This window comes from Streptomyces afghaniensis (assembly GCF_044327915.1).
Classification (GTDB): Bacteria; Actinomycetota; Actinomycetes; order Streptomycetales; family Streptomycetaceae; genus Streptomyces; species Streptomyces afghaniensis.
This window is the reverse complement of the sequence record NZ_JBIRGJ010000004.1, coordinates 153752-177813: the sequence shown is the minus strand read 5'-3', so window position 1 is coordinate 177813 and position 24062 is coordinate 153752. Positions and strand designations below refer to the sequence as shown.

Annotated in this window: 22 protein-coding genes and 1 pseudogene; 5 read left to right on the top strand and 18 right to left on the bottom strand. The window is 71.1% G+C overall.

The features are described 5' to 3' along the window. Positions 1 to 4: 4 nt before the first annotated feature. Entirely contained in the window at positions 5 to 1888 is a 1884-nt protein-coding gene (locus tag ACH4G3_RS15370) for a KedN5 family methylcobalamin-dependent radical SAM C-methyltransferase (RefSeq protein ID WP_397624911.1), read from the top strand. A gap of 181 nt (positions 1889 to 2069) precedes the next feature. Next, on the top strand, positions 2070 to 2966 hold the full coding sequence (locus ACH4G3_RS15365; protein ID WP_397624910.1) for a DUF5134 domain-containing protein: 897 nt from the start codon (positions 2070 to 2072) through the stop codon (positions 2964 to 2966). A gap of 139 nt (positions 2967 to 3105) precedes the next feature. Here ACH4G3_RS15365 and ACH4G3_RS15360 read toward each other — a convergent pair whose 3' ends face one another. The 10 genes from ACH4G3_RS15360 to ACH4G3_RS15315 form a co-directional block, all read right to left on the bottom strand. Then, positions 3106 to 3792 carry a DUF305 domain-containing protein gene (locus ACH4G3_RS15360; protein ID WP_397624909.1) on the bottom strand — a complete coding sequence of 229 codons (687 nt, stop codon included), beginning with the start codon at positions 3790 to 3792 and terminating at the stop codon, positions 3106 to 3108. Positions 3793 to 3879: 87 nt separating this feature from the next. Then, on the bottom strand, positions 3880 to 4338 hold the full coding sequence (locus ACH4G3_RS15355) for a DUF6153 family protein (RefSeq protein WP_397624908.1): 459 nt from the start codon (positions 4336 to 4338) through the stop codon (positions 3880 to 3882). Between the two features lie 64 nt (positions 4339 to 4402). Next, the gene (locus ACH4G3_RS15350; RefSeq protein WP_397625492.1) at positions 4403 to 5824 is read right to left on the bottom strand and encodes an NADH-quinone oxidoreductase subunit N; all 1422 of its coding nucleotides are present in this window, start codon (positions 5822 to 5824) and stop codon (positions 4403 to 4405) included. A gap of 5 nt (positions 5825 to 5829) precedes the next feature. Continuing rightward, on the bottom strand, positions 5830 to 7338 hold the full coding sequence (locus ACH4G3_RS15345; RefSeq protein WP_397624907.1) for a complex I subunit 4 family protein: 1509 nt from the start codon (positions 7336 to 7338) through the stop codon (positions 5830 to 5832). 5 nt (positions 7339 to 7343) lie between these two features. Beyond that, the gene (locus ACH4G3_RS15340) at positions 7344 to 9197 is read right to left on the bottom strand and encodes an NADH-quinone oxidoreductase subunit 5 family protein (RefSeq protein ID WP_397624906.1); all 1854 of its coding nucleotides are present in this window, start codon (positions 9195 to 9197) and stop codon (positions 7344 to 7346) included. Further along, the gene (gene nuoK, locus ACH4G3_RS15335; protein ID WP_366709796.1) at positions 9194 to 9499 is read right to left on the bottom strand and encodes an NADH-quinone oxidoreductase subunit NuoK; all 306 of its coding nucleotides are present in this window, start codon (positions 9497 to 9499) and stop codon (positions 9194 to 9196) included. Before nuoK ends, ACH4G3_RS15340 begins: the two co-directional genes overlap by 4 nt. Further along, positions 9496 to 10059, bottom strand: a complete 564-nt coding sequence (locus ACH4G3_RS15330; RefSeq protein ID WP_397625491.1) for an NADH-quinone oxidoreductase subunit J — start codon at positions 10057 to 10059, stop codon at positions 9496 to 9498. The genes nuoK and ACH4G3_RS15330 overlap by 4 nt, the downstream gene beginning before the upstream one ends. Before the next feature lie 13 nt (positions 10060 to 10072). Beyond that, entirely contained in the window at positions 10073 to 11017 is a 945-nt protein-coding gene (locus tag ACH4G3_RS15325; protein ID WP_397624905.1) for an NADH-quinone oxidoreductase subunit H, read from the bottom strand. Then, the gene (locus ACH4G3_RS15320; RefSeq protein WP_397624904.1) at positions 11010 to 12440 is read right to left on the bottom strand and encodes a hypothetical protein; all 1431 of its coding nucleotides are present in this window, start codon (positions 12438 to 12440) and stop codon (positions 11010 to 11012) included. Before ACH4G3_RS15320 ends, ACH4G3_RS15325 begins: the two co-directional genes overlap by 8 nt. After that, positions 12431 to 12781 carry an NADH-quinone oxidoreductase subunit A gene (locus ACH4G3_RS15315; RefSeq protein WP_397624903.1) on the bottom strand — a complete coding sequence of 117 codons (351 nt, stop codon included), beginning with the start codon at positions 12779 to 12781 and terminating at the stop codon, positions 12431 to 12433. The genes ACH4G3_RS15320 and ACH4G3_RS15315 overlap by 10 nt, the downstream gene beginning before the upstream one ends. Before the next feature lie 371 nt (positions 12782 to 13152). Between ACH4G3_RS15315 and ACH4G3_RS15310 the strand changes: the two are divergent. The 3 genes and pseudogenes from ACH4G3_RS15310 to ACH4G3_RS15300 all read left to right on the top strand — a co-directional run. Further along, a pseudogene (locus ACH4G3_RS15310) lies at positions 13153 to 13302 on the top strand (HAD family hydrolase); the annotation flags it as partial. 86 nt (positions 13303 to 13388) lie between these two features. Beyond that, positions 13389 to 13781 carry a BlaI/MecI/CopY family transcriptional regulator gene (locus ACH4G3_RS15305; protein ID WP_397624902.1) on the top strand — a complete coding sequence of 131 codons (393 nt, stop codon included), beginning with the start codon at positions 13389 to 13391 and terminating at the stop codon, positions 13779 to 13781. Beyond that, the gene (locus ACH4G3_RS15300; RefSeq protein WP_397624901.1) at positions 13778 to 14764 is read left to right on the top strand and encodes a M56 family metallopeptidase; all 987 of its coding nucleotides are present in this window, start codon (positions 13778 to 13780) and stop codon (positions 14762 to 14764) included. Before ACH4G3_RS15305 ends, ACH4G3_RS15300 begins: the two co-directional genes overlap by 4 nt. On the opposite strand, the gene ACH4G3_RS15295 is transcribed toward ACH4G3_RS15300, so the two are convergent. The 8 genes from ACH4G3_RS15295 to ACH4G3_RS15260 all read right to left on the bottom strand — a co-directional run bounded on the left by ACH4G3_RS15295 (position 14765) and on the right by ACH4G3_RS15260 (position 24048). Next, the gene (locus ACH4G3_RS15295; protein ID WP_397624900.1) at positions 14765 to 15514 is read right to left on the bottom strand and encodes a gamma-glutamyl-gamma-aminobutyrate hydrolase family protein; all 750 of its coding nucleotides are present in this window, start codon (positions 15512 to 15514) and stop codon (positions 14765 to 14767) included. It lies immediately after the preceding gene. Then, positions 15511 to 17001, bottom strand: coding sequence for an aldehyde dehydrogenase (locus ACH4G3_RS15290; RefSeq protein ID WP_397624899.1), 1491 nt, complete (start codon positions 16999 to 17001; stop codon positions 15511 to 15513). Before ACH4G3_RS15290 ends, ACH4G3_RS15295 begins: the two co-directional genes overlap by 4 nt. A gap of 126 nt (positions 17002 to 17127) precedes the next feature. After that, positions 17128 to 18585, bottom strand: coding sequence for an APC family permease (locus ACH4G3_RS15285; RefSeq protein WP_397624898.1), 1458 nt, complete (start codon positions 18583 to 18585; stop codon positions 17128 to 17130). 122 nt (positions 18586 to 18707) lie between these two features. Further along, entirely contained in the window at positions 18708 to 19679 is a 972-nt protein-coding gene (locus ACH4G3_RS15280; protein WP_397624897.1) for a TIGR03619 family F420-dependent LLM class oxidoreductase, read from the bottom strand. Between the two features lie 500 nt (positions 19680 to 20179). After that, positions 20180 to 20782 carry a TetR/AcrR family transcriptional regulator gene (locus ACH4G3_RS15275; protein ID WP_397624896.1) on the bottom strand — a complete coding sequence of 201 codons (603 nt, stop codon included), beginning with the start codon at positions 20780 to 20782 and terminating at the stop codon, positions 20180 to 20182. A 48-nt stretch (positions 20783 to 20830) separates the two neighbouring features. Then, on the bottom strand, positions 20831 to 21676 hold the full coding sequence (locus tag ACH4G3_RS15270) for a fumarylacetoacetate hydrolase family protein (RefSeq protein WP_397624895.1): 846 nt from the start codon (positions 21674 to 21676) through the stop codon (positions 20831 to 20833). Then, the gene (locus tag ACH4G3_RS15265; RefSeq protein ID WP_397624894.1) at positions 21669 to 22592 is read right to left on the bottom strand and encodes a 3,4-dihydroxyphenylacetate 2,3-dioxygenase; all 924 of its coding nucleotides are present in this window, start codon (positions 22590 to 22592) and stop codon (positions 21669 to 21671) included. Before ACH4G3_RS15265 ends, ACH4G3_RS15270 begins: the two co-directional genes overlap by 8 nt. Further along, positions 22585 to 24048: an aldehyde dehydrogenase gene (locus ACH4G3_RS15260; protein WP_397624893.1), complete on the bottom strand. Its 1464-nt coding sequence runs from the start codon at positions 24046 to 24048 to the stop codon at positions 22585 to 22587. The genes ACH4G3_RS15265 and ACH4G3_RS15260 overlap by 8 nt, the downstream gene beginning before the upstream one ends. Positions 24049 to 24062 lie beyond the last annotated feature (14 nt).

Sequence of the window (24062 nt, the reverse complement as noted above, 5' to 3'; positions counted from 1 at the left end):
CGTCATGCTCAAGATCGGCTTAGTGCAGCAGAGCGCCTGGGATCTGCCCATCGACTCCATGCCACTGGCTGCCGGCTACATGAAGGCGGTACTGGACGCCGACCCGGACCTCGGGCCCGAGACCGAGGTACGCATCCACAACCTGCGCGGCGGCTGGTCCATCACGCAGATGGCCCGCATGATCTTCGGTGACGGCGACATACCCGACGTCCTCGCCTTCTCGGTGCTCGGCTGGAACTACCGCAACTTCGCCTGCCTCGCCGAACTCCACAAACAGCTCAAGCCGGACGGCGTGACCGTCTTCGGCGGTAACCATGTCAGCAACCAGGGCCAGAAGGTGTTCCGCGAGTGCCCGTCCGTGGACGTCGTCGTCAACGGTGAGGGTGAGCTGACCTTCCGGGACCTGACCGCCGCCCTCCTCGCCGACCGTCGTGAACCGCACCTTGCCGACATCGCCGGCCTGTCCTTCCGCTCTCCGGAGGACGGTAGTTGTGTCACCACGAGCGAGCGCGAGCGGATCGACGATCTGGACGTCATCCCGTCACCGTTCCTCACCGGAGCGATACCGCTCCTCGACCGCGATGGGCATTTCCCCTATGAGTTCGCTCTCCTGGAGACGAACCGCGGTTGCCCCTACAAGTGCTCCTTCTGCTACTGGGGTGGCGCCACCGGTCAACGCGTGCGCTCCTTCTCACGTGAGCGGCTCGCCGCCGAACTGGACATGTTCGGCTACCACGAGGTGCCCACGGTCTTCCTGTGCGACGCCAACTTCGGCATGCTGCAGGCCGACGAGGAGTTCACCGAGGACCTCCTCCGAATGAACGAGAAGTACGGCTTCCCCATCGCGCTGGAAGCCAACTGGGCCAAGAACAAGTCGGAGCGATTCCACCGCATCGTTCGTACGCTCAAGCAACGCGGATTCAAGAGCTCGTTCACCTTGGCCCTGCAGACGCTCTCCGATCAGGCGCTGACCGACATGCGGCGGCGCAACATGAAGCTCAACCAGTGGGAGGAACTCACCGACTGGCTGGCCGAGGAGGAGATGGAGGCGTTCGTCGAACTCATCTGGGGCGCCCCCGGCGAAACGACCGAGTCCTTCTTCCAGGGCTACGACAAGCTGGCGGAGAAGGTTCCCAGGATCGCCGTCTATCCGCTGCTGCTCCTGCCGAACACCGACTACAGCGAACAGCGTGACATCCACGGCTTCGTCACCGTCCGCGGGCAGTCCGACGACTTCGAGTACGTCCTCGCGAACCGCACCTCCACCTTCGACGAGAACCTCCGCATGCAGCGCTTCATGTACCTGGCGCGGATCCTCGGGGAGAACCAGTACTTCAAGCGGCTGTGGCACCCGGCACGGCGGCTCGCCGGGATGACCCAGTCGCAGGTCATCCACAGTCTGCTGGACTGGATCGACGCGTCGGACCATCCGTCGGTCGCCGCCTTCCGCGAGAGCTTCCCGGTCATCGCCGAATCACCGGCCGTCGCGTCCGGTCACCGCATGCTGTACAGCGATCCCCTGTTGGACCGAGAGATCGAGCGGTGGTGGTCGCAGTCGATCGTGCCGAGGTTCCCGGAGGGCTGGAGGCACGCGGGAACACAGATGTACGCCTTCGAACGCTGGAGCCGTCCCGTCTACCAGCCCCCGGGCACCGAGCGGCCCGACGGCTGGACCGAGACCGGCGGCGAATACGTCAGCGAGGAGGTCTCCTTCTCCTACCCGATGGCGGAGCTGCTCGACCGGATCGCGGCCGGGGACCTCACCTCGCCGGATGCGCAGGAGGCGGTCTACGTGTTTCGTGGCATGAGCGGCTTCTACCAGCACTTGGACAACCACGAGACCGGCGCCCACTACTTCGCCCGCGCCGAACGCCTCGTACACGCCTGACGAGGGCGCCACCGCGGGGCTCCGTCGCCTCACGCCCTCTCACAGCCTCGGCGCCGTGCTGAACGCCTCTTGGCACCACTACGTACTAAGGACATCCGTAGATGGCAGCCGGAGGACCACGGAAGTCGACGGGCCCGCGACACAGGGCGCCGGCGACGATGGTCGGAGGCGGAGGGCAGCGATGGGAAGTCCGGCCCTGAACTGGACGCTGGCGGCGGTCGCCGCGTTCGTGGCAGTCGTGAGCACGGCGCGGCTGGCCGCCGCCGGCAGCAGACAGGCCCGGTTCGCGGCCGGAGGGGATCTCGTCATGGCCGGCGGCATGGCCGCGATGTTCCTGCCCGCGACGGCGGCCGGCTTCGGGGACCACGGGCTGTGGTGGGTGACGGTGTTCAGCGCCGTCGGCCTGGGTGGCGTGGCCCTGTCCGTACGCCATGCTCGGCTGCACGGCTGGCGACACGGCCGCCGCTGGGCGCATCACGTCATCGGCAGTGCCGCCATGGTGATCATGACGCTCGCCATGCCGGGTACCGACTCCGCGCCGGTCCTCGCTCTGGGCGGGCACTCGATGGCCGGCATGGATCACGGGCACGGGCACGGATCCGGTACCGCGGGGACCGAGGGCATGGCCGGGACGGAGGGCATGGACCACTCCTCGGGGACGGCCGGTCACGACATGACGGCCGGCGCCGCCCACAGCTCCGCGTCGGGAGACTCCGCTTCTGTGTGGCGCGCCGTCCTGCTCGCCCTCGCCGTGTACTTCCTGCTCTCGATCGTCGCGGCCGTGTGGGCACGGCTCCGCGGCACCGGCCGGTCGGCGGGTTCGGGCCGCGCCGCGGGCAAGGGCCGCTGGGCGCGGCGGCTCCTCGCCCTGCCCGACGCGATCGTGGTGTTCGCCGCGTCCCTGGCCGTCTCCGTCTGGGACAGGGCCCGACCGGGAGGCGACAAGCGCCGGGCCCACGCGGCAGCGGGCCACCGGAACCGCCGTCGCCCACCGGGTACGTCACCGGGCGCGGCGCTGCTGGCCCATATCGGCATGGGCGGCACGATGTGCGCCATGCTCGTCATGATGGCCGCCTGAGCGCTCGTCGCGGATCAGTGACCGCCGCTCGACGTGACCGCCAGGCGCTTGTTGAACGTCCTGCCCGCATGGGGAGGTGACCGCCCGGGCTCCTCGGGTGCGCGCCTCGGAGCCCGGAGCGGTCAGTGGGTGATGCGGATCAGAGCCGGTCGAGGATCTTCTCGAACTTCTCGACCTCGGCGGACTGGGTCTTCACGACGTCGGCGGCGAGCCTCTTGGCCGTGGCGTTGCGGCCGTTCTTCTGCTCGTCCTCCGCCATGGTGATCGCGCCCTTGTGGTGCTCGATCATCATCTGCGCGAACATCCGGTCGAACTCGGTGCCCTTGGCGGCCTCGAGCTTCTTCATGTCCTCGTCGGACATCATTCCCGACATCCCGGACCCGTGGTCCATGCCGCCGGCCCCGTGGTCCATACCGGGCATGCTCTCCCCGGCGGACACCGGCTCGCCCCAGCCCTTCAGCCAGGACTTCATGGTCTGGATCTCGGGGTCCTGGGCCTTTTCGATCTCCGCGGCCAGGGTCTTGATCTCCGCGTCGGAGGCCCGGCCGTCCGCGAGCTGGGACATCTCCAGCGCCTGCTCGTGGTGCGGGATCATCATCTGCGCGAACTTGACGTCCGCGTCGTTGGACGCGCCGGGCGCCGGGTTCTCACCCGTCGCCCGGGTGGGCGAGGGGGAGGCGGAGGCGGAGTTGCCGCTCCCGTGGTCCATGCCCTCCATGTCGTTCCCGCCGCAGGCGGTGAGCAGCAGCCCGCCCGCCGTGATGGCACCCACCACGGCGAGACGGCGGCTCAGGCGGCGGTTGAGGGCGTGCTTGTAGGCAGTCATGTGCCACATACCTCTTGTCGTCAGTTCTGTCTGTGCGGAGTAGGCGTCTGCGCGGGCAGCACTGAATGGGCCGCGCGACGGTTCGGCCTATATCCGCAGAACTGACAACTCGGACAGGAGCGGTCTCGGCGGCGGTGTCACGGGGCGCGCCAAGGCCATCGATCGAGCGAGAAGGGCGGTCAGCCGCTCTTGCCGGCGGACCACCAGCGCATGGAGAAACAGCCCGAGCAGCCCCGCAGTGAGAACCGCCAGGCACACGGACATCGGGTCCATGCCGCCCGGGAGTTCGTGCACCGGCGACTTGGCAGCCGATGCCGCTGTCCCGTGCCCGGCCGCCGCCTCCGGCTCGGCCGAGGGCTCAGGGGCTGCGGCCCTCTGGGCCATGCCGTCCTGGTGCGCACCTGCGGCAGCAGGGACGCCGCTCATGCCGTGCCCGGAGGAATCTTCCGGGTGGCCCATCGTGTGCATGGCGAACACGCCCAAGGTGAGCATGACGACCAGCAGGAGGTACCCGAAGGCCCCACCTGTGCGCAGCCGCCCGCTCATGCTCAAGCCTGCCCTCCGTACTCGACCTACCGGGGATACTACTAAGTCGCTTGGCACTTCGCGGTCAGGGCGCGAGCGGACCGCCCAGTGCGTCGAGGACGGTCCCTCCGAGCAGTCCCAGAACGACGGATCCGGCCGCCGCACCGTAGGCGATCACAGCGGCCGTCCGTGACGTCGTACGGGAGTCACCCGCGGGTCCGCGTGCGAGGAACGCCGGGGCGATCCAGCGCAGGTAGTAGAAGAGGGAGGCCACGGTGTTGACCGCCGCGACGACGGCCAGCCAGGCGTAGCCGCCGTCGAAGGCCGCGCTGAAGGCTTCCAGTTTGCCGAGGAACACGGCCGTCGGGGGCGTGCCGACCAGGCCCAGCAGGCAGACCACGAGTGAGGCGAGCAGGGCCGGGTGCGCCCGTGCCAGGCCCCGGTAGTCGTCGATGGCGAGGGCTCCCGGGATGGCGCAGACGACGGCGAAAGCGCCGAGGTTGGTCAGCGCGTACCCGGCCAGGTAGTACAACAGCGCCTCCTGGTCGAGGTCGGTGCGTCCGGCGACGGCCACCGGGAGCAGGAGGTAGCCGACCTGGCTGATGGTGGAGTACGCGAGCAGCCGTTTGACGTCCTGTTGGAAGAAGGCCGCCAGGTTGCCCAGGGTCATGGAGGCGACCGAGAGCACCGCCACCAGGCCGGCCCAGGGCAGGTCGGCGTCGGCGAGCGGCACGGCGGCGAGCCGGTAGAGGGCGGCCAGGGCGCCGATCTTCGGGATGGTCGTGAGGAAGGCGGCCACCGGGGCCGAGCTGCCCTGGACGGCGTCCGGCACCCAGAAGTGGCCGGGCACGCCTCCGGCCTTGAACAGGACGCCGGCGAGCAGGGCGAGCGTGCCGACGGCGACCAGCCCGGCCGGTGCCTGGGCGAGCTCGGAGCGCAGCACGGGGTACGCCGTCGCCCGGCCGGCGGCGAGCAGCACGGTGATGCCCGCGAGCATCAGGACACCGAGGAGCGCGCCGACGACGTAGTACTTCAAGGCCGCCTCGGTGCCGGGGCCGTCCTTGCGGAACCCGGCGAGCGCGTAGGCGGGCACGCTCGCCAGCAGGTAGCCGGCGGCGAGGAGCAGCAGGTCCTGGGCTCCGGCCAGGACGAGCGCGCCCACCGCGGCGAGCTGGAGGAGGACGTAGAACTCGGTTTCGCGCGGGTCGCCGTGCCGGCGCGGCATGGCGAGCGCGAGGACGAGCAGGGTGCCGCCAAGGATGACGATCCTGCTGGTGGCCGTGAGCGGATCGATGGCGAACGACGCCCCGAAGGCCGTCTCCACGGGGCCGGACGCGGCGATGGCGGCGGCCACGATCCCCCCGGCACAGGCCGCGCCCGCCAGGGCCCCGGTCAGCCACTGGCGGCGGCGCGGCAGCCAGGCCCCGAGCAGCAGCCCGAGCACGGCGGAGGCCGCGAGCAGCACCTCGGGCAGGAGGTCGAGGGGGTTCTCGTTCATCCCGGTCATCTCGTTCATCGCGCGAGCAGCTCCAGCACGGTGCGCGAGGCGGGTTCGATGACGTCGAGGACGAATCGGGGAGCGAGGCCGAGGACGACGCCCAGGATCAGCAGTGGAACGATCGCGAGCCCTTCGTGGACGCGGATGTCGGGGAACGGCCGGTCGGCACCGGGCGCGGCGGCGGGCAGCCGCAGCGGCCCGAGGAAGATCTGTTGCAGGGCGCGCAGGAACAGGCCCGCGGTGAGCAGGATCCCGAGCACGGCCAGGCCGGTGGCGACCGGCTCGGGCCCGAGGCTCCCGGTGAGGATCTGGAACTCGGCGATGAAGCCGGAGAAGCCCGGCAGCCCGAGCGAGGCGAAGGCGGCGACGCCGGTCAGCGCGGCGAAGACGGGAGCCCGCCCGGCGACACCCGAGTATGCGGACATCTCGTACGTCCGCCCGCGTTCGTACAGCACGCCGGACAGCAGGAACAGCGCGCCGGTCAGCAGGCCGTGGCTGACCATCTGGAAGACCGAGCCGGTGACGGCGAGGCGGCGGGCGTCCTCCTGGCCGGCGCCGACGGCCCCGGCCGCGCCGATCGCCAGGACGATGTAGCCCATGTGGTTCACGGAGGTGTAGGCGACCATCCGCTTGAAGTCGGCCTGGGCGAGGGCGACCAGTGCTCCGTACAGCACGGAGACCACGCCGACGACGACGAAGACGAGCGCGTAGTCGCGCCAGGCGCCGGGCAGGACAGGCAGCGCGATGCGCAGGAAGCCGTACGTGCCCATCTTCAGCAGCACGCCGGCGAGGATCGCCGATCCGGCGGCCGGAGCGTCGGTGTGGGCGGGCGGCAGCCAGGTGTGGAAGGGCACGGTGGGGGTCTTCACCGCAAGTCCGACGGCGATGGCGAGGAGGACCAGGGCTCCGTGAGCGGAGCGTCCGGCGAGGGGGTTGGCGGTGGTCAGTTCGACGATGTCGAAGGTGTGCGGGTCGGCGGCCAGGTAGAGGCCGATGAAGCCGAGCAGCAGGGCGAGGGAGCCGGTGAAGGTGTAGAGGAAGAACTTCAGGGCGGCGCGGCCGGCGCCCTTGTGTCCCCACCCGGCGATGACGAAGTACATCGCCACGATGGACAGGTCGAAGAAGACGAAGAACAGGATCAGGTCCAGGGCCACGAACAGGCCGAGGCACGTCGTCTGCAGGAAGAGGAACAGCGCCGCGAACTCCCTGACCCGCCGGGTCTCGCGCCACGCGTATAGCGCGCAGGCGAGGAACAGTACGCAGGTGACGGCCACCAGCGGCAGGGACAGTCCGTCGACGCCGACGTGGTAGCTGATGCCGGCGTCGGGGATCCAGCGGGCACGCGTCTCGTACTGGATGCCGCCGTGGGCCCGGTATCCCGCCCAGACGATCAGCGTCAGGACCAGTTCGGCGGCGGTGGTCGCGATCCAGGCCGTCAGGCACAGGGGGCGGGGCGCGCTGCGCGGCAGGCACAGCAGGAGGGCCGCCACGGCGGTCGGGATCAGGACGATGGCCGTGAGCACGGCGGTCACCTCACGAGGACGAGGACGACGGCGAGGACGGTGAAGGCGGCGACCGCCTGGGCGAGGTACTGGTGCAGTTGCCCGGTCTGCGGTCGGCGCGCCCAGCGGCCGAGCGCGCGGGCGCCGCCGGCCACGCCCTCCACGGTGCCGTCGACGAGCCGTTCCGCCCGGGCGTCGGTCCATCGGGCCAGCCGGACCGAGCCGCGGGCGGTGCCTTCGACGGCGCGGTCCAGCACCCGGTCGTCGAAGACGGCGAGCGCGTCGGCGAGACGCAGGACCGGGTGCACGAGGAGCGTGCGCGCGGCGGTCTCCAGGCGAAGCCATTCCGACGCCAGGGCGGTGATCCGGCCGGGCAGGGCGAGCAGGTGCGGACCCCTGATCCAGACCGCGGCCGAGACGGCCACCGCGAGCGCGCCGGACAGGGCGAACTCCCATGCCGACGGGGCCGGTTGTGGCGCGCCGCCGAGCACCCGTTCGACGGTGTTCCGCGCGGGCGGGAAGGACGTGACGGTCAGAGCGGCGCAGGCGACGGCCAGGGTCACCAGCGGCAGCCGCGTCGCATACGGCAGCGGCTCCTCCGTACGGTCGTCCGTCGCGGAAGCGGGCTGCCAGACGAACCACAGCGCCTTGGCGCTGTAGACCGCGGAGATGACGGCACCGGCCAACCCGGCGAGGTACAGCGCCATGTGGTCCTCAAGAGCGCCCGCGAGGAGTACGTCCTTGGCCGCCCACAGGGACAGGGGCGGGACCCCCGCCAGGGCCAGGGCCGCGACGGTGAAGGTGACCCCGGCCGTACGGTGCCGCCGGGCCGCACCGCGCAGGGCGGGCAGCGCCTTGGCTCCGAGGGACGTCAGCCAGGCGCCCGCGACGAGGAAGGCGAGGCTCTTGGCGGCGGCATGGGCGATGAGCTGCAGAGTCCCGCCGGTGACCGCACCGGCCCCGGCGGCGAGCACCATGAAGCCGATCTGGGCACAGGTCGATGCGGCGAGCAGTTGCTTGAGGTCGCTCTGCGCCACGGCGACCAGGCCGAGCACGACCGCCGTCACTGCACCCGTCCACGCCACCACCGGTCCGCCCCAACCGGACTGCTCGAGCAGCGGCTCCAGCCGGAGCAGCAGATACGCCCCGGCCACCACCATGGTCGCCGAGTGCAGCAGGGCGGAGACCGGGCTCGGGCCCTGCATGGCCCTGGACAGCCAGAAGCTGAACGGCAGTTGGGCCGACTTGCCGAACGCGGCCGCGATGACGCCGGCGGTGATGACCGTGGACCAGGTGCCGGTTGCGTCCGGGAGGTCGTCGAGGGCGAGGGAACCGGCCTGCCCGCTCGCCAGCGCCGCTCCGGCGGCGAGGTAGAGGCCGAGGTCGGCGGCGCGGGTGGTGAGGAAGGCCGTGTTGGCGGCAGCGCCGCGCTCGGGGTCGCGCCACCAGTAGCCGATCAGCGCCCAGGAGGTGGCGCCCATGACCTCCCACGCCATCAGCAGGACCGGCAGTGTGGTCGCGGTGACGGTCGTCAGCATCGCGCCGCCGAACAGCAGCATCAGCCCGAAGAAGCGGGCGCGTGCCTCGCCGGGTCCGATGTCCGCGACGCTGAACAGCAGGACGGCAGCGGTCACCGCCGTGACGGTCACGGCCATGAGGCCCGACAACCCGTCGACCGCGAGCCCGGCGGGAAGCCCTTCGAGCAGCGGCGCCTCGACCCGCGGGTGCTCGAACGCCACGGCGACGGCGAGACCGAGCGCGGCGACGGCCGTACCGACCGCAGCCATCGGGGCGTACCGGTCCGCCGGGCGGCCGACAACCGCGAGCAGCGTCCCCGCGGTCAGCGGCAGCGCGACGAGCGCCCACAGCAGCGCGCTCACTCCTTCAGCTCCGCCGCCATGTCGGTCATGTCGACCTCACGGGACCGGAACAGCGCGGTGACCACGGCGAACCCGATGGCCATCTCCACCGCCATGACCGTGACTGCCAGGACCACCAGCACCTGCCCGTCGGCGGCGGCCGGGGCGATGTAGTGCCAGACGGCGGCGGCGCCGACGATGATGCCGCCCAGCATCAGCTCGAGCCCCATCATGAGCATCACGATCGACTGCTGGGTGAGCGCGCCGAACAGGCCGATACTGAACAGCGCGGCGGCGAGCAGCAGGAACAGCTCCAGGCTCATCGGCCCGTCCCTCCCCGTACCGGGTCGTCGGCCCTGCGCGCTTTCAGGTCGTCGCCGAAGCGGTCGTAGCGGCCCCGGCGGGTGGCCAGGACGACGGTCGCGACGATGGTGGCGAACAGGGCGAGCCCCAGGGTCATCATGGTGAGCATCTGAGGACCCATCAGCGACAGGCCCAGATCCATGGTGGGATCGTCCGGTGGCCTGCCGCGCCGGGACGGCCACGGGGCGAGCAGGATCCCCGCGGCGAGTACGGCGAAGACCACCGCGCTGATCGCGGCCGCACCCTGCTTGTTGTGGACCATGGTCATCGGCATGAGCCCGGCCGGGTTCATCATGTACATCACCATGAATACGGCCATGATGGCCATCTCGATGGTCATCATCAGCACGATCACGACCCCGAGGTAGTCCAGCCCGAGCAGCAGCACCTCGCCGCCCACGCACAGCAGCGAGGTCAGCAGCGCGTACGTGGCCCGGGCCATGGAGTCGAACCGGAACACCATGACGCCACTGGCCACCGCCAGCAGGGCCGGCACCCAGAAGATCACGTCGTCGGGCAGGGCCCTCACCTCCTCATCGATTCAGGACGACGACGGCCACGAACAGCGCCTGAAGCAGCGTCAGCGGCACCAGCACCATCCACGCCAGCTCCATGTACCGCTCCATCCGCAGCGTGGGCAGCAGCCGGCGCCCGGCCACCAGCAGCGCCAGCACCGCCGCGGTCTTCAGCAACGTCCACGCCCAGCCCGGCAGCAGCGGTCCGTGCCCTCCGCCGAGGAACAGCGGCACGCTGAAGCCGGCGGTCACCACGAGCAGCAGCCACCGCCCGCCCAGGAACACCAGCCGGTCCACACCCGCCAGCTCGGCGGCGGCCCCACCGGCCGCGTCCCGCGACAGCGGATGCGCGAACGGCCCCCAGAACGCCATCGCGAGCGCGCTCAGCAGATAGACGACGAACGCGGCCGGCATCCACACCGCGAACCACAGTCCGTCCTGGGCCGCGACCACGTCCCCGACCCGCAGGGACTCGGCGCCGAGGGCCGCGGTGGTGATCGCGAACATGTGCGGAAGTTCGTACGCCAGGCCCTGCGCCAGGAACCGGTACCCGCCGATCAGTGACAGCGCCGAGTTCGCTCCCCAGCCCGCGAGCCACACCGCCGCCCAGGCCAGGGCCTCCATCGCGTTGAACCACACCACGCCGACGGACGGATCGCTCACGGCACGCGAGCCCCACGGCAGTACGGCACCCGCGAGCACGGCGGCCACCGGGACCAGCACCACGCCCAGCCGTCCGAGCAGCCGGTCGGCGGCCGTCGTGCGGCGCGGCTGCTGCACGAGCAGCCGCAGGGCCTCGCGCAACGGACCCGTCGCCCGCAGCCCGGCCTCCCGGAGACTCCCGGCGGGACCGCGCTCGGCCGACCCGGACAGCACCGCGTCGAACCCGGCGGTGACCACGGCGGCCACGGCCAGGGCGACAGGAAGGACGAGGGCCGCCCACAGGGGCGCTGCGTCAGGCATGGGCCGCTCCGGGCTCGGGCGCGAGGGCGAGTTCGTCGAGGTCGGGGTCCAGGCTGGCCAGGATGACCCGTGCGCAGGCGAACTCGGCGCCGGTCAGGAGTTCGGGGAGGACGTCGAGCAGCGCTTGCGACGGCGGCTGTGGTCCGTCCAGCCGGCCACGTGGGCCGGTCCGGTCATCCGGTGCCAACGGCCGTGCGTCGTCGAGCTCTTCGAGGCCGCGCTCGGCCTCGCTCAGCCACATCAGCAGCCGGTCGTACGCGTCCCCGTCCGCGGTGAGCGCCGGTCCGGTCACTCCGGCAGCCCGCGCCCTGTCCGCCGGCAACTCCCCCAGTCCGGCGATCGACCAGCGCAGGGCCCTGGACCGCCCGGCTCTCCGCACCGTCCTGCGCACAGCGCCGCCGATACCCTCGCGCGACGCCCCCGACAGCAGCTCGTCCCGCAGCCGGCGGCACCGCACGGCGGCGTCGTCCCAGCCGGCGACGGCGAGGAGCCGTCCCGCACTGTCCAGATGCGCGGCACAGCGTCGGCGTACCGCGCTGCCCCTGGTGACCTCCTCGCCGTGTGCGGCCCGCAGCCACGGCTCGTCCCAGAACGGCAGTCGATGGCCTGACGCCACGGGGAGGTGGTCCACCTCGACGTCCTGTACGACGTCTCCTTGCAGGGTGAGACGGAGCAGGAGCCCCGCCGGCCAGTCGCTCAGCCCGGGACCGAACGGCACGTGCAGCTGGTCGAGCCGCAACTCGTCGCGGTCGTCCGCCCGTTCGGCCATCGGCAGGCCTGCCACCTCCATGGCGTGCATGTCATGACCCGAGTGATCCAGATGGCCGCCATGCCCTTGGTGATCCGTATGGTCCATGTGCGCCGCTCGGTCAGCGGGTCGGTGGGGTCCGTGCCCCTCGTGGCCGGAGGGAGCGGCATGGCCATCATGGCCGTGGCCCATGCCGTGGTCGTCATGGCCTCGGCCGTCGGCCGCTGCGGGCGGCGAGCTGTCGTGGTGCGCGCCGTGGCCGTGCTCGTCCCCGTGTCCTTCGTGCTCGCCGTGCTCATGGCCGTCGGGCTCGCCCGCCCGGGCTTCCGACGGGTCGTCCCCATGTGCGCCGCGCGGAGTCACCGCCCTGTCGGTCAGGTCCCTGTGCGCCACGCCGAGGGCGTGTGCGACCTGCCCGCTCTCCCCCACCACGATGCGCACGGCGGGCTCCGGCATCGACCGCTCGATGCGGTCCAGCCACTTAGCGTCCTCCGGCGCCGGAACGCCGCAGACCACCAGCAGATCCGCGGCGGCCGGCGCGCCGGCCACGGGCCATCCCCGCCGGCGTACCTCCGCCTCGGCCTCCAACCGGAGTTCCGTCGCTCCGGGCAGCGCGACCGCGAGCACCGCCGGGCGGCTCATCGCCGTACGCCGCACAAGGCCCCTCAGGTCCACCTCAGAGCCCCCTCACGCCAGGCGTACGCCACCGCCGCGAACAGGATGCCGAGGAAGAGGAACATCTCCACGACGGCCGTGGTGCCCACCTCCGAGACGACCTTCACCCACGGGTACATGAAGAGCATCTCCATGTCGAAGGCCAGAAAGATCATGGTGACCGCGTACCAGCGCACATGGAACCGGGACACGGCGTGCTCGCCGGGCTCGAGGCCTCCTACGAAGGGGCCGGTTTCGAGGGGAGCCCGCGCCGCCGCCAGCCACAGGCCCAACCCGTACAGGCCTGCCAGCCCCGCCCCGACCACCCCGAGGAGGACCAGCATCGGCTGCCATGCGTCCATCCCGCCCGACCTCCTTCTCGGCGTCCTACCGCTCATGGTGCGCGACCGGCTGGTTCGGGCCCTGGAGGCGGGGCCCGAACCATCGAGAACCATCCTGCCCAGAGTTCGTGTTACCCCCTAGGGGTATTTTGATGCCTCCCTTCCAGGGCGCCGAAGCCACCCCGCGGCGCCTTGCTCGAAGCCGGATGCCGAGATGGTCGAGACGACGGCCACGCCGATGTCAGCGGGATGGTCCCGGCGGCCGCGACGGCCATACCGGCGACGGCCGTCGGGCGGCTGCCGATCCGGCCGACGAGCCGGGACCCGAGGTGGGCGCCGATGCCGGTGGGCCGCAGCCCTGGGACGGCTCGGGGCGGACGCGGCCCTGAGGGGGCATCGCCCCTGAGCACGTGATCACCGAGGTCATGCCGCAGGACAAAGTCGACGCTGTCAAGCGCCTGCAGAGCGAGGGCCGTTCGGTCGCGATGGTCGGCGACGGCGTCAACGACGCGGCCGCGCTGCCACTGGCCGCCGCCGGCCTGCTCAACCCGGTGATCGCCGGAGCGGCGCAATGAGGGGTGCCATACGATGTGAGGCACCTCGGCGACGGGGAAGAAGAGGGGGAAGGGTGCGACGGCTGGGTGACCTGGAAGCCGAAATCATGGACCGGCTCTGGCGCTGGGGCCGGCCTGCCACGGTCCGGGAGATCGTCGACGACATCAACCACGTGCGTCCCGTCGCCTACACGACGGTGATGACCGTCGCGGACATCCTCCATCGCAAGGGCCTGCTCCGCCGCGAGAAGGCCGGGCGCGCCTGGCTGTACGAACCCGAGCGCAGCCGTGAGGAATACACCGCCGCCCTCATGCAGGACGCACTCGGCAACACCGAGGACCGTCAGGCCGCGCTGCAGCGATTCGTCGAGCACATGTCGCCGGAGGACGTGTCCGCGCTGGATGCCGCACTGCGCGCGATGGGCCGCGTGCCTGGCAGTGCCGAGGAGCCCGGAGCACCCTCGTGACCGTACTCCTCGGCTACTCAGGCGAGTTGCTCGTTCCCGGCCATCATGTGCTGCCGCCGCTGACCATCGCCCTGGTGGTGGGGGTGCTGATGCCGAGGGCGCTCGCCCGCAGCCACTGGGCGCATCGAACACCCCGGCTGGCTGTCACGGTGTGGATCCTGCTCGGGCTGACCCTCATCGCCTCCGTGTCCCTGACGGCCCTGCAACTACTGCTTCCGACAGCAGGCAGCCACCACCTGTCCCGCTTCACCGGGGCCTGCGTCGTCTCCGGCGGCGCGCAGTGCGGGTCCCTCCTTCCGAACGGCCTGGCGGGCGTGGGCACCCGGGTGTGGGCGGCCCTCGTCGCGGCGGCCTCCGTGCCCGCCGCCTTCGCCGTCACGTTCGTACGTGAACTCCTGAGCGCGAGACGTCGGCGCGCACGTCACGCCGGCCTCCTGCGCCTCGTCGGCAGCAGGCGACCGGACCTGGGTGCCACGGTGCTGGAGCATGACACCCCGGCCGTGTACTGCCTGCCGGGCCGCGGACCTCAGGTCGTGGTCAGTTCGGGGGCACTTGAGGTCCTGACCCCGCAGCAAGTGACAGCGGTGCTGGAACACGAGCGGGCGCACATCGCCGGCCGCCACCATCTGCTGGTGGCCGCAGCCGGGGCCTTCGGTGCCGTCTTCCGTGAACTGCCCCTGGCCCGGCTCGCTCGCACCGAGGTACCGCTGTTGCTCGAGATGGCAGCCGACGACCGGGCGTTGCGCCGGTGTTCGCGGGACGCACTCGCCACCGCCCTGTACGCGGTGGCATCCGGTCAGGCACCCGACATGGCCTTCGCGGCGGGCGGACCGTCGGCAGTATTGCGCATGCGCCGCATCCTCACACCGCACGCCGCATGCTCTCCGACACTGCGGACCGTGTTTGTGGCACTCACCGCGGCGGCAGCCCTGACTCCGCTCGTCCTGGCTTGCTGTTCCGTTCCGGGCATCGCGATCGACTGATCACCGTGCCGCCGGGCAGCGGCCGACAGACCGGGTGTTGCGGGCGGCCTGGACCAGCGCGTCGAACAGGCCGTGCTGGGCCCGGTCCTGGTCCGCGGTGTCCTCGGGGTGCCACTGCACCGCCGTGAACCACGCCGCGTGTCCGGGCAGTTCGAGCCCCTCCACCGTGCCGTCGGCGGCCCGCGCGGTGGGCTTGAGCCCGGCACCGACGCGGTCGACGCGCTGGTGGTGGTAGCAGGAAGCGTCCGTCTTCTCGGCGCCGGTGGCCTGTTCGAGCAGGGTGCCGCGCCGGATCGCGACCGGGTGCACGATGTGCCGGTGCTCGCGGTCCGCGCCGCCCATGTCCTGTTCCAGGCTGCCGCCGAGGGCGACGTTCACCACCTGCAACCCACGGCAGATCGCCAGCAGGGGCAGGCCCGAGTCCAGTGTCCGCCGGGCGACTTCGAGGTCGAACACGTCCTGGAGGTCGTCGACGTCGTAGACGCTGTCATGCGCGTCGGTGGCTCCGTAGCGGTGCGGGGCCAGGTCTCCGCCGCCCGGGAGCAGCACGCCGTCGAAGCGGGCGAGCCGCTCGGCCACGTCGGCTCCGGCCGGGTCGGCGGGGTGGATGCTCACCGGCTCACCCCCGGCCCGCCACACGGCCTCGACCAGCGCGCGGGCGTTCACCTCGGCGGCGTAGCGGAGCGCGGACGTGGTCGCGGCGAACCGGGCCGGAATCGCGATCAGGGGTCGCGGGTGCGTGCGGGTCACAGCTGGATCCAGGTGGTCTTCAGTTCGGTGTACTTCTCGATGGCGTGGGCGGACTTGTCGCGGCCGTTGCCGGACTGCTTCATGCCGCCGAAGGGGACGGTCAGGTCGCCCTCCTCGTAGCAGTTGACCCAGACCGTCCCCGCCTTCAGTGCGCGCGAGACCTTGTGGGCGGTGGACAGGTCGGAGGTCCACAGCCCCGCGGCGAGGCCGTACTCGGTGGCGTTGGCCAGGCGTACCGCCTCGTCCAGGTCGTCGAAGGCGAGGACGGACAGGACGGGGCCGAAGATCTCCTCGCGGGCCAGCCGCATGCCGGGGGCGACGCCGTCGAACACGGTGGGCAGCAGGTAGCTGCCGCCGGTCTCGGCCAGGGCGCGGCCCCCGCCCACGCGCAGCCGGGCGCCCTCGTCCAGGCCGGAGGCGACGTGTTCCAGGACCCTGCCGAGGTGGGTGTCACCGACCAGCGCGCCCATCTCCGTGGCCGGATCGAGCGGGTCGCCCACCCGCAGCTCGCGCGCCCGCTCCACGACCGCCTCCGTGACCTGTTCGGCGATGGACGAGTGGACCAGCAGCCGGGAGGGCGCGGTGCACATCTCGCCCTGGTTGAAGAAGATGCCCCAGGCCGCGGTCGCCGCCGCCTTATCCAGGTCCGGGGCGTCGGGCAGCACGATGTTCGGTGACTTGCCGCCCAGTTCGAGCCAGACGCGCTTGAGGTTGGAGTCGGCGGCGTAGCGCAGGAAGTGGCGGCCGACGGCGGTGGATCCGGTGAAGGCCAGGACATCGACGCCGGGGTGGAGGCCGAGCGCCCGGCCGGCCACCGGCCCGTCACCGGTCACGACGTTGAGGACACCCGGCGGCAGTCCGGCGTCGGTGGCGACGCGGCCGAGCAGGAGGGCGGACAGCGGAGAGGACTCCGACGGCTTCAGGACGACCGCGCAGCCGGCGGCGAGCGCGGGAGCGACTTTCCAACTCGCCAGCGTGAGCGGGAAGTTCCACGGCACGACGGCGCCGACGACGCCTGTCGGCTCCCGGGTGACCAGGGCGAGCGAGTCCGGTGCGGTACGGGGAGACTCGTCGGTCAGTTTGTCGGCGAGCTGCCCGTACCAGCGGAAGGTGTTGATCGCGGCGCGCAGCTCGATGGCGTACGCGTCGGTGATCGGTTTGCCCATCTCCAGGCTCACGGTCAGCGCCAGTTCCTCGCGCCGCTCCTCCAGCAGCTCGGCGATCCGCAGCAGGACCCGGCCGCGCTCGACGGGCGCCAGGTGCGGCCACGGCCCTGTGTCGAAGGCGCGGCGCGCCGCCGCGACGGCGAGATCGACCTCCGCCTCCCGCGCGTCGGCGACCTGGACCAGGGTCTGACCGTCGCGAGGGGAGATCACGGCGAACGATCCACCGTCACCGGCTTCGTCCTTGCCGTCGATGTGGTGCTGCGTGGGCAGATCGAGTCCCTTGGCGCGGCGCAGCAGTTCCTCATGGGTGGCGTTCAGCACGCGCTCTCCATCTCCGTTTTATCCGTTTCATCCGTTTCATTCGATGCCGAACGACGCACGCCGTTCGGCAAAGGCCCGATACGGCCGGGGCGCAGGCTCCGGCCGTATCGGTGAGGGATCGCGTGGTCAGTCGGTGGTCTCCGCCCTGGACCGCGTCAGCCGGGCAGCGGCGACGCCGAGGATCAGCACCACCGGAACGGCGGCCTGGAGCCATAGCGCCGTGGTCCGGTCGCCGCCGATGAGCGTCGTGAAGTTGGCGACGATGAGCCAGATGGCACCGGCGATGCCGAGCGCGCCCAGGACGGGGGCGATCAGGGTGTTCCAGGGGCGGGTGTCGGCGCCCGAGCGGCGGAAGAACACGATGACCGAGACCGAGGTCAGGAAGTACAGCAGCATGATGCCCAGGACCGCGACCCCGCTGAACCAGGAGAAGAGGGTCAGCACCGGGTCCTTGCCCAGGACCGCGAAGGGCACCACGAGCAGCACCGCGACCGCGGTCTGCACGGTGCCCGCCACCCAGGGCGAGTGACGCCGGTTGATGGCGGTCAGTCCGTGTGGCAGGAGCCCTTCGCGGCCGAGCGAGAACAGGTAGCGGTTGGCGGAGTTGTGGAAGACCAGGAGGCCGGCGAACAGGGACGTGGCCAGCAGGACCGGCAGCACGTCGTTGACCCAGCCGCCGAACTGGGCGGCGATCGGCGCGAAGACGAACGCCGTGGCGTCGCCGCTCCCCAGGGCCTTGCCCGCCTCGGCCGTCGCCCGGGACGCGCCGTGCGCCGAGACCAGCATCCACGAGGTGAAGGCGAAGAAGCCCGTGATCACAGCCACCGACAGGTAGGTGGCACGGGGGACGGTCTTACGGGGTTCGCGGGCTTCCTCACCGTAGATGGCGGTGGCCTCGAAGCCGAACATCGACGCCACGGCGAACATCAGCGCCACGCCGGGAGCGCCCTGGAGCGCGGCGGACGGCGAGAAGCTGTCGGTGAAGCCGAGTCCCTCGGGCCCGCCGCCCTGGAACAGGGTCACGAGGGCGAAGGCGACCAGGATGCTGAACTCCGCCAGCACGAAGACGGCAAGGATCTTCGCGCCCATCTCGATGCCGGAGGCGCCGAGGACCTGCACGATCGCCATGGTGCCGAGGGCCCAGACCCACCACGCGACGTGCGCACCGGTGTGGTACTCGACAAGGCCGCTCATGATGCTTCCGTACAGCCCGTACATGCAGGCTTGCACGGCACAGTAGGAGAAGAGCGCGACAGCGGCGCTGCCGGAGCCGGTCGAGCGGCCGAGGCCCTTGCCGATGTAGGTGTAGAAGGCGCCGGCGTCCACGACGTGGCGGCCCATGGCGACGAAGCCCACCGAGAACAGCAGGACGATGACGCCGGCCGCGAGATAGGCGGCGGGAGCGCCCGCGCCGTTGCCGATGGCGATGGCGATCGGCACGGCCCCTGCGATGCCGGTCAGCGGCGCCTGGGCGGAGAGAACGAAGAAGAGGATGCCGAGGACGCCGAGGGAGTCGGGCTTGAGTCTGCCTGCCATGGATGCGTCATGAGCGGTCTGCGTGGCGACCGCGGTCTGACTGTCCACTCGAATCACCTGCCGGGGAACGGGGAGGGGCGGAGGTTGTTTTAGGCCAAACGAGTTGCCTCATGCTGGGCCGGAACTATCCGTTTGGCAAGGGGTTGCGGGGAGATCCTTCAGGCGACGGGTTACGCGGCCATCGCCTCCACGCGCCGCATGACGTCCCGGCAGAAGGTCCCGACGCCGTCGGGGTCGTCGATGAACTGGTTCGGCTTGATGCAGAAGGTGGTGAAGCCGAGCTCCATCTGCTCGGGAACGGAGGCGAGGGCGGCGCCGAGGTCGGCCGGTGAGTGGTCGTCGGGGAACACGGCCTGGGTGCCGCCGATCATCTCCAGGTCGGCGATGTCGCGTCCGGCTCCGGTCATGGCGTCCCTGAGCTCCCGCAGGTCTTCGGGTGAGGGCCGTCCGAGCGGGTGGAAGCCGTGGCCGTACCGCACGAGCCGCCGCAGCAGCGGGCCGTGTACGCCCTGTCCGCCGAACCACAGCCGGGGGCCGTCAGGACGGTACGCCTTGGGCTCGAAGTAGACGTCACGGAAGGGATAGTGCTCGCCGTCGTGGGAGATCGGGGACGGTCCCCAGGCCTTCGCCCAGACCTGAAGGTGCTCGTCCAGCAGTCGCCCGCGCTCGGCGAACGGCACGCCCAGGGCCGCGTACTCGTCCCTGCTCCAGCTCACCGTGGGCTGCACCACGAGGCGGCCCTCGCTGAGCAGGTCGAGGGTGCCGAGTTCGCGGGCGAGCAGCAGGGGGTGACGCAGCGGTGCGACGACGGCCGCGGCGGCCAGCCGGAGGCGAGAGGTGACGGAGGCGATGGAGGCGAGCAGGAGCAGGGAGTTGGGCCAGGGCGTGTACGGGTCCTGGTTGCCCGGGAGGGCGTAGTCGCGGGGGTTTCCCATGACACCGGCGGCCCCGGCATCCGGTCCGAGCACGATGTGTTCGCTGACCATGATCGCGTCGAAGCCGGCGTCCTCGGCCTCGCGGGCCCACCGTACGGCGGTGGGCAGGTCCGCCCGGTCGCCGGTCAGCGTCCAGTTCTCGCTCAGGACGAGCAGCATGCGGGGAGGGGTGGGTGCGGGCACGGGCCCGGACGTCATCGGTGACATACCGCGTTCCTCGGGGGATCAGAGAAAACGGACGGGGAGGTGGGTGATCGTGCGCAGGAACTCGGCGTGCGCACAGGCGGGCTCGCCCGCCGGCTCGACACCGGAGCCGGCCGGCGGCGACCGGGCGGGCGTGGTCGAAGGTGTCGGGGTCGGGCCGCAGGATCTCGTCGATGATGCCCGGCCGTGCCTCCGGCTCGTCCCGGTAGGCGGCGAACAGCTCGGGGTGCTGCGTCATCAGCCGGATACCGTGATTGATCAGGTGCTTGACGGGGTCGCGGATCAGCCGGGCGATGTCCTCGTAGCGGGTGGCGGATGCGGGTCCGGCGGTGGTGACGGTCATGTCGTGGCACTCCTCGTATCGGCCGCGAGGCGGAGGCGGAGCTGGGGAGCGGAAGGGGGAGGGCGACCGGTGGCCCCGCACGTCAAGAATTATCCACTCGGATAATTTTGTGGACCTGCTGTTACGGCACGGCCTGCCTGCCTGCCTGCCGTATGGGTGACTACTCGGCGTCCCCACGCTTCCGGGTCAGCAGTGACCGCAGCTCCTTCAGCGCGGCCTCGGTGACGTCCGGCTCGTCGAAGATCAGCTGGTGCAGTACGAGCCCCTCCAGAGCGGCGAAGACGAGCCGGGTCAGGGCAGGGCTGGTGCCTTCGGGCAGGCTGCGGGACAGCTCCCTCTCCGTGGCCTCGAAGTACTCGTCGTACAGCGCGCGGATCTGCGGCAGCAGCTCGGGCCTGCGCCGGGACTCGAGCATGAGCTCGTACTGGAACGTCTGCATGGCCGGCTCGCGGGTGACCATGTCCGCCAGTCCCGCCGCGAAGTCCGCGATGTCGCCCGTACCGGGCTCCAGGGAACTCGTGCTCGCGCTGGTGCGCACAGCGTGTTCGAGTGCTGCCTCGATCAGCGCGTCCCGCGAACCGAAGTGGTGCACCACGAGCCCGTGCGTGACACCCGCTTCCTCCGCGACGGCGCGATAGGTGAGCTTCCGCAGCCCTCCTCGGGCCACGACGCGCACAGCGGCGTTGAGCAGGGCCTCGCGGCCGGTCCCGTAGTCCACGCGCTTGCGGGGCCTGGCGGGGGGCTTCCGGGAGGAATCGCTCATGAGCGCGACCCTACCCGTACCCCGGGACCGGCAGACCGCCGCAAGGCGTCATCGCTGCGGCGGACGGATCCCGCGGAACTCCCAGTCACCGCCGAGCGCGGTGGACAGCACCTCCTCCGATTCGGTGGGCTGGGCGCCGACGTCCGTGCGGATGGGGGTGGGGCCGGTGACGATGTGGTTGGTGAGCCGGCCGAGGCCCTCGACCTCGACCTCGACGACGTCGCCCGGCTGGACGGGACGGGAGTTGGCCGGGGTGCCGGACAGGAGGACGTCGCCGGGGCAGAGGGTGATGGTGCGGGCGATGTCGGCGACGAGGTAGTGCATGTCCCACTTCATCTCGTCGGTCGTGCCGTCCTGGACCACTTCGCCGTTGACGTAGGTGCGCAGGCTCTTGCCGTGGAAGTCCCAGTCGGTGACCAGGCCGGGGCCGAGCGGGCAGAGGGTGTCGGAGCCCTTGACCCGGAGCATGGAGCCCGCGTCGGTGTCGCGGAAGTCGTGGAGGCCGTAGTCGTTGGCGATCGTGTAGCCGGCGATGTACTCCCCCGCTTCGGCCGGGGAGATGTTGCGCGCGGTCCTTCCGATGACGATGGCCACCTCGCCCTCGTAGTTGAGCCACTTGCAGCCCTCGGGGCGGACGATGGCGCCCTGGTGGGAGTTGAGGGCCGAGGTCGGCTTGTGGAAGTAGGTGGGAGTGTCAGGGAGGTCGATCCCGAACTCGTCGACACGGCTGCGGTGGTTGAGGTGGACCGCGATCACCTTGGACGGCACCACCGGGGGCAGGTGCTGGGCGCCCTCGGTCTTGACCCGGCGGCCGTCCGCGGCGACGAGTTCGTCACCGTCGGCGGTGACCTGGACGGCGGCGCCGTCGAGGAGGATGCGGCGGTACTCAGGCATGGGCGGTCTCCCGGGAGGTCGTGGTCGGGCTGCCGGTCCAGCCGCCCTCCGGGCGGTCGAACCAGAGGTGCACCTGGCCGGTGCCGATCGAGTTCTCGTACTCGCCGTACTGACGGGCCTCGGCGACGCAGGCGCGCTCGCCGAGGGCGCCGGCCATCATCAGGTAGTGGAAGAACTTCGCCTCGGGCTTGTACTTCCAGAACTCGTCCATGGTGTCGAGGACCTTGTCGTGGCGGCCCTCCTTGAACCAGGCGATGCGCTCGTGGTCGGCCGCACGGGCCTCGGGTGTGAAGATGTGCACCGGGTCGCCGGCCTCGTGGTCGCGCAGCTCGCGCAGCGGCCAGAAGGTGTGCGAGAGGGCGCCGGAGGCGATCAGCAGGACCCGGCGGCCCGGGGTGGCGGCGATGCCGTCGGCCAGGGCGCGGCCCAGGCGCAGATGGTCCTCCATGTCCCCGGTCTGGCACACGCCGATGGTCACCCACCGCTTGTCCGGCAGGCCCTCTCCGAGGAACTTCCAGAGGTTGACGGTGGCGTAGTAGATCGGCAGGTACTCGTCGTCGATCGCGGTGATCCATGTGCCGTGCTTGTCGGCGAACTTCTCGATGTTGCGGGCGAGTTCGGGATCACCGGGGAAGTCGTACGGCATCCGGCACATCCCGCGCGGCAGTTCCTCGGAGGTGAACAGGCCGGCCCGGCGCTGCTGGGCGGTCACGACGAACTCGACGGTGGTCGCCCAGTGGGAGTCGAGGACGACGACGGTGTCGTAGTCGTCCCGCTCGAAGACGTCCGCGCGGAGCTGCCGGAGCCCGGTGACGAGGGTGATCTCCTTGCCCCCGTTGAGCTCCAGCCGGTCGGCCTCGGGCAGCACGATGGTGGGGACGTGGGCGAGGAGGCCCGCCCCGGTGATCTCACCCATGGTTGGTCCATCCGTTCGGTGCGGTCACGGTGTTCTTGAGGTCGCAGTAGAAGTCGAAGCTCCAGGTGCCGCCCTCGCGGCCGACGCCGGAGAGCCGGGAGCCGCCGAAGGGGGCCCGCAGGTCGCGGACGAAGAAGCAGTTGACCCAGACCGTGCCCGCGACGAGCTGCCCGGTGACGCGTTCGGCGCGCTCGGGGTCGCCGGTGGCGACGGTGGCGGCCAGCCCGAAGCGGGTGCCGTTGGCCAGCCGGACGGCCTCGTCCTCGTCGGCGAAGGTCTGCAGGGTCAGGACCGGGCCGAAGACCTCCTCCTGCACGATCTCCGAATCCTGGCCGACATCGGTGAGCAGGGTGGGCGCGTAGTACTGCCCGTCCTTGCGGTGGCCGCCGATCACCGCACGGGCCCCGGCCGCGACGGCCCGCTGCACGAACCCGTCGATCTTCTCCAGCTGGCGGGGGTGGATGTTCGGCCCGATGTCGGTGGCCTCGTCGCGCGGATCACCCTGCTTCAGCGCGCTCGCCTTCTCGACGAACCGGCGCGTGAACTCCTCGGCGACCGACTGCTCGACCAGCAGCCGGGTGCCCGCCAGGCACACCTGGCCGGCGTTGTCGTACTGCTCCACCGCCAGGTCGACGGCGAGGTCCAGGTCCGCGTCGGCGAACACCAACAGCGGCGACTTGCCGCCCAGTTCGAGACTCAAGGGCGTGAGGTTCGCGGCCGCCGACTCCGCGATGCGCCGGGCCGTGGGCACCGAGCCGGTGAAGCTGATCCGGCGCACGTCGGAATGCGAGGTCAGCGCGTCGCCGATCTCGGAGCCGTAACCCTGGACGACGTTGAGGACACCCGCCGGAAGCCCAGCCTCCGCCGCGATGTCGGCCAGCAGCGAAGCGGTCAGCGGCGACCACTCGGCGGGCTTGAGGACGACCGTGTCACCGGCGGCGAGGGCCGGCGCGACCTTCCAGGTGGCCAGCATCAGCGGGGCGTTCCACGGGGTGATCAGCACGCAGGGGCCCGCCGGGTCCCAGCTGACGTGGTTGGTGTGGCCACGGGTCTCGAAGTCCTCGTGCTCCAGCCGCAGCAGCCAGTCCGCGAAGAAGCGGAAGTTGTGCGCCACGCGCGGCATCACTCCGCGGCGGTGGGAGCGCAGCAGCGCTCCGTTGTCGGTGGTCTCGACGATCGCCAGCTCTTCGATCCGCTTCTCGACCCCGTCGGCGATGGCGTGCAGGATGCGGGCGCGTTCCGCGCGGGAGGTGGCCGCCCAGGCGGGGAACGCGGCCTTCGCGGCGGCCACGGCGGCGGCTGCCTCCATCGCCGTGCCTCGGGAGATGTCGCCGATCGTGCTGCCGTCGATGGGCGAGACGTCCGGGAACGTCTGTGCCGAGGCGACGCGCTCGCCGCCGATCCAGTGCCGGGTGTCGACGGCGACCCCGGCGACGGTGATGGTGTGTTCGCTCATGCTCTGTTCCTCCG